3 protein-coding genes are annotated in these 5,156 nt (G+C 71.5%); 1 reads left to right on the top strand and 2 read right to left on the bottom strand.

Annotation, left to right across the window (positions count from 1 at the left end):
* Positions 1 to 572, top strand: a 572-nt coding sequence (locus tag ON21_RS30805; protein WP_039803848.1) for an FAD-dependent oxidoreductase, incomplete at its 5' end; no start/stop codon positions are given.
* A 40-nt stretch (positions 573 to 612) separates the two neighbouring features.
* Here ON21_RS30805 and ON21_RS30800 read toward each other — a convergent pair.
* Positions 613 to 1,146, bottom strand: coding sequence for a PaaI family thioesterase (locus tag ON21_RS30800; RefSeq protein ID WP_063821159.1), 534 nt, complete (start codon positions 1,144 to 1,146; stop codon positions 613 to 615).
* Positions 1,147 to 1,155: 9 nt separating this feature from the next.
* On the bottom strand, positions 1,156 to 5,156 hold a 4,001-nt coding region (locus ON21_RS30795), incomplete at its 5' end, for a type I polyketide synthase (RefSeq protein ID WP_039803846.1).

Raw genomic sequence — 5,156 nt, 5'->3', positions numbered from 1 at the left:
CCTATCCGGAACTGATCCGGCAGGAGAAACCCGTAGGCAACCGTGTGGCGGTCATCGGCGCGGGCGGCATCGGATTCGACGTCGGCGAATTCCTGACCGCACTCCACCAGCGCCCGCTCACGCTCGACGAATGGCGCGACGAGTGGGGCGTCACCGACGACATCCACGCTCCCGGCCAGTTGCGCACCCCGCGGCCGGCCCGGGCGAACCGGGAAGTGACCTTGCTGCAACGTAAGTCGGGTCCGTTCGGACTGACCTTGGGGAAGACGACCGGCTGGATCCATCGCGCCGCGCTGGACGCGCGCGGGGTCCGGCAGATCGGCGGCGTCAACTACGAGCGAATCGACGATCGCGGACTGCATGTCAGCTTCGGCCCGCAGCGGCAGGACCCGCGGGTGCTCGAGGTCGACAACGTGGTGGTGTGCGCGGGACAGGAATCGGTCCGCGACCTCTACGACCAGCTCGAATCACGTGGAATGCGGGTGCATCTCATCGGCGGCGCCGACGAGGCGAAGGAACTCGACGCCAAGCGCGCCATCCAGCAGGGCACCCAGCTCGCGGCCGAACTCTGATCCGGACGGCCCGGGGCACCGGTCCCCGGGCCATCGGGATTCACCCGTTACCGCCGCCCATCCGGACGAACGTGGCGGTAGCGGTGGCGTAGACCTTCCCCGCGGCGTCGACCAGACGGCTTTCGGCGGTGGCCGTCGTCCGGCCGACGTGCACCGCCTCCGCGACCGCATGCAACGCCCCCTGGGTGTGCGAGACCCCGCGCACCAGATTGGACGTCATGCTCACCGTCGTGAGCATCGACTTGTCCTGCACCGACAGTTGCACCGCGCCCCACATCGCGACGTCGAGCACCGTGCTGACGACGCCGCCACCGACCACGCCGAGGAAGTTCACATGCCGCTCGTCCGGCGTGAGACTCAGCGTCATCCGGCCCGGCGCCGCATCGACGACCTCGATGTTGAGCAGTTTGGCCAGTGGCGGCAGCGGCAGTTCACCCGTGCGAATGCGCTCGACGAGTTCGTCCCTGGTCAGCTGGATCATGCCCAGCACGGCGATGCCGGGATCGTCCCACTCCAGGTGCAGCGATCGCACACCATCGGTCACCTCGATCGCCGGCCCGTCGTTGTGTGTCATGACCATCCTCTACTTTCCGCTGATCTGCTGGTCGATGAGCGCGAACAGTTCGTCCGCGGTGGCGGCCGCCTCGACCGCGTCGCGGCCCTGGTCAGCGGCGGGGGCGGGCTCGGGTTCGGGTTCGTCCACGGCGTCGGTCAGCGTGGCGCGGATGCGCTCGGCCAGCCGGGCCTTGTCCTCCTCGGACGGCAGGGTCGCCAGCAGCGCGGCGAGCGCGGCGATCTGGTCGTCGATCGCCGACGTGGTCGCGGTCGCCTCCCATTGCGACCGCAGCAGTTTCGCCACCGCGCTCACCGTCGGGTAGTTGAACACCAGCGTCGAGGGCAGTCGCGTGCCCGTGCCCTCCGACAACCGGTTGCGCAGCTCGACGCCGCCGAGTGAATCGAAACCCATCTCGTTGAACGGCGTTTCGGGATCGATGGCCGCCGCGGACTGGTATCCCAGCACCGCCGCGGCGTGTTCCCGGACGAATGCGAGCACCACCGCGTCGCGTTCGTCCTCCGGTGCGGCGGCGAGCCGGTCGGCCAGCAGACCGGCGGTGCCGGTTGCACTGGAGACCCGCCGGGGGCGGCCGGGCACCAGGCCGCCGAGCACCTCGGGCAGCAGCCCCGCGCGTGCCTGCGCGGCCAGGGCGGACTTGTCGAACTCGACGCAGGCGACCACGGCCGCGTCCGCGGCGAGCGCGGCGTCGAACAGCGCCGTACCGTCGGTGTCACCGAGAATCCGCAGGCCCATGCGCTCCAGCCGCGCCAGCGCGGCCCGGTCCATGTCGGCGGTCATGCCCGTGTCCTGGTTCCACAGACCCCAGGCGACCGACAAGGCGGGCAGCCCCTGCATGCGGCGGGCGTGCGCGAGTCCGTCGAGGAACGCGTTCGCGGCCGCGTAGTTGCCCTGTCCCGGCGATCCGAGAATCGCCGCGGCGGAGGAGAACACGACGAACGCGGCCAGGTCGTGGCCCCGGGTGAGCTCGTCCAGGTGCAGCGCGCCGTCGACCTTGGGCGCGAGCACGCGATCGATCCGTTCGGCGGTCAGCGTCTCGATGGTGGCGTCGTCGATCACGCCCGCGGAATGGATCACGGCCGTCAGGGGGTGCTCGTTCCCGATCGAGTCGAGCACGGCGGCCACGTCGGCGCGATCGGCCACATCGCACGCGGCGACCCGGGTGCGCGCACCGAGCCGTTCCAGCTCGGCGATCAGCTCCGCGACCCCGTCGGCCGCCGCGCCGCGCCGCGATACCAGCAGCAGTTGCCGGACACCGTGTGCGACGACCACGTGCCGCGCGATCACCGCGCCCAAGCCGCTGGTGCCGCCGGTGATCAGCACAGTCCCGTCGCCGAAAGCGCCAGCGCTCTGGGGCTCTTCCGCAGGTAGGTCACCATAGGCCAGGCGCGGGAGGTACATCTCGCCCGTGCGGACCGCCACCTGGGCCTGCCCCGATTCCAGAACACCGAGCACCGTCGCGGCGTCCAGGTCCTCGTCGTGGTCCAGCAGCACGATGCGACCCGGTTGTTCCGATTGCGCGCTGCGGACCAGACCGGTCACCGCGGCGGCGGCCGGATCGACCGGTTCGCCGTTCAGGCCCGTGGCCCGGCGGGTCGCCACCACGAGGCGAGTGTCCGCCAGCCGCTCGAGCGACAACCAGGACCGCAGTAGCTCCCAGGCCGTGCGGGTGGCATCTCGTACCGTGCTCGGCTCGACCGGGTTCGCGACGTCGCCCTCGGCGGGCGACCAGACCACGATGTCCGGAACCTGTTCGGCCGCAGCCACTTCCGCCGCGTCGGCGTAGTGACGGTCGACGCCGGGTACCCGCGCTTGCCCCATCGTCGCCACGCGGTCGGGCCGGGCCCGTAGCGCGGGTAGCTCCGCACGCGTCCAGCGCAGGGTCAGGGGTGTCGCACGACCCTCCGCGGGCGCCGCGCCCAACGCGTCGGCCGCGATCGGACGTGCGGAGACCGCGTCGATCCGCGCCACGAGCGAGCCGCTGTCGTCGGCGACGTCGATGGCGATCTGCCCCTCGGCATCCCGGACGACGCGAACGCGCGCCGCGGTGACACCGGATCGCCACAGGCGCACTCCGGCGAAGGAGAAGGGCAACGGCACCTGCCCGGCGGGCAGGCCGTCGATCAGCTCGCCGAGCGCCGCGTGCAGGCAGGCGTCCAGTAGCGCGGGATGGATGACGAACGGGGCTGCCGCCACGCTCACGGATTCGTCGAGGGAGACCTCGGCGAAGGTCTGCTCGCCGCGCGTCCACAGCGCGGTGACGCCCTGGAAGCCGGGACCGTAGTCGAACCCGCGTTCGGCCAGCCGGTCGTAGAGCGATCCGTCGGACGGTTCGGCGCCGGACGGCGGCCACACCGGTTCGCTCCACACCGGCGCGAGGTCGTCGTCGGCGGTGGTCAGCACGCCGCTCGCGTGCTGCACCCAGGGCTCCGCGTCATCGGGCTCCCGCCCGGCCGCGCGGGAGTGCACGGCGAAACCGCGTCGCCCTTGTTCGTCGCGCGCCCCGACGCTCAGCTGGATCTCGATCTCGGCGCCTGCGGTGAGCGGCAACGGCGCCCGCAGCAACAGTTCGCCGACCACCCCGGCGCCCACCTGCGCGCCCGCGGCCAAGGCCAGCTCCGCGAAGGCCGTTCCCGGCAGCAAGACCGTGCCGAACACCGCATGGTCGCCGATCCAGGGCTGGGTGCGCGCGGAGAACCGGCCGGTGAACAACCATTCGTCCTTTCCGGCGACCGGCACCGCGCTGGTGAGGAGGGGATGGCCGGACGAGCCGGTGACAGCTTCTGGAGCCGGTTGCACCCAGTATCGGCGGCGCTGGAACGCGTACGTCGGCAGCGTCACCCGCGCGTCTCCTGCGGGCAGCAGCGACCGCAGCCGCACCGGTGCGCCCGCCGCGAAGGTCTGGGCGAGGAGGGTGACGAACTGGGTCACCTCGTCGACCGAACGCCGCGACGAGGCCGCCACCAGCGACTTCGCCGCCACACCCGGACGCTCGGCCAGGCATTCTCCGATCATCGCGGTGAGCGCCGCGTCCGGTCCGACCTCGACGAAACGCCGCACGCCGGAGTCGAGGAGGCTGCGCACCCCGGGGGCGAAGCGCACACAGCTGCGCACCTGCGCCACCCAGTAACCCGGATCTCGTATCTCGGCACCGGCCAGCGCGCCGGATACGTTGGACACGATCGGCACGGTGGGCTCGTGATAGGTCAGTCCCTCGGCCACCGCTCGGAATTCGTCGAGGACGGGTTCCATCAGCATCGAATGGGACGCGTGCGAGATCCGCAGCAGGGTGTTCTTCCGTCCCGCCTCGGTCAGCCGCCCCCGCATCTCCTCGACCGCATCGGCGTACCCCGAGAACACCACCGACTCCGGACCGTTCACCGCCCCGATGGCCAGCCGGTCGCCGAGACCGGTCAGCAGTTCCTCCCCTTCCGTCTCCGACACCGCGGCCGCCAGCATCGCCCCACCGGCCGGCGCCGCTCCCATCAACCGTCCTCGCGCCGCCACCAGGACACAGGCGTCGGCGAGCGACCAGACGCCGGACACATGCGCCGCGACGAGTTCGCCCAGCGAGTGACCCGCGAGCACGTCCGGTTCGAGACCGTAGGACGCGAGCAGCCGGAACATCGCCACTTCGAAAGCGAACAGCGCGGGCTGCATCCAGTCCATCCGGTCCAGCACCTGCGCCTCATCGGTGAACATCACTTCGCGCAGCGAACCACCGAGATGCCGGTCGAACTCCGCGCACACCTCGTCCAGCGCGGTCGCGAAGACCGGGAACACCCGGTACAGCTCCGCACCCATGCCGACGCGCTGCGCGCCGCCGCCGGTGAACAGGAAGGCGGTCGTACCCGACACCACCTGTGCCTCGACCGCGTGTGGCGACGCCGTCCCCGCAGCCAGCGCGGCCAGCCCGGCGAGCAGTTCCTCCCGGTCGCGGCCGACGACCACACCGCGGCGATCCAGCAGCGCGCGCGAGTCGAGCAGCGCGCGCGCCACGGCCCACGAGT

It is taken from the genome of Nocardia araoensis NBRC 100135, from assembly GCF_000308435.1.
GTDB classification, from domain to species: Bacteria; Actinomycetota; Actinomycetes; order Mycobacteriales; family Mycobacteriaceae; genus Nocardia; species Nocardia araoensis.
Note: the sequence above shows the minus strand (reverse complement) of the source record. Positions and strands in the feature narration are given on the sequence as shown.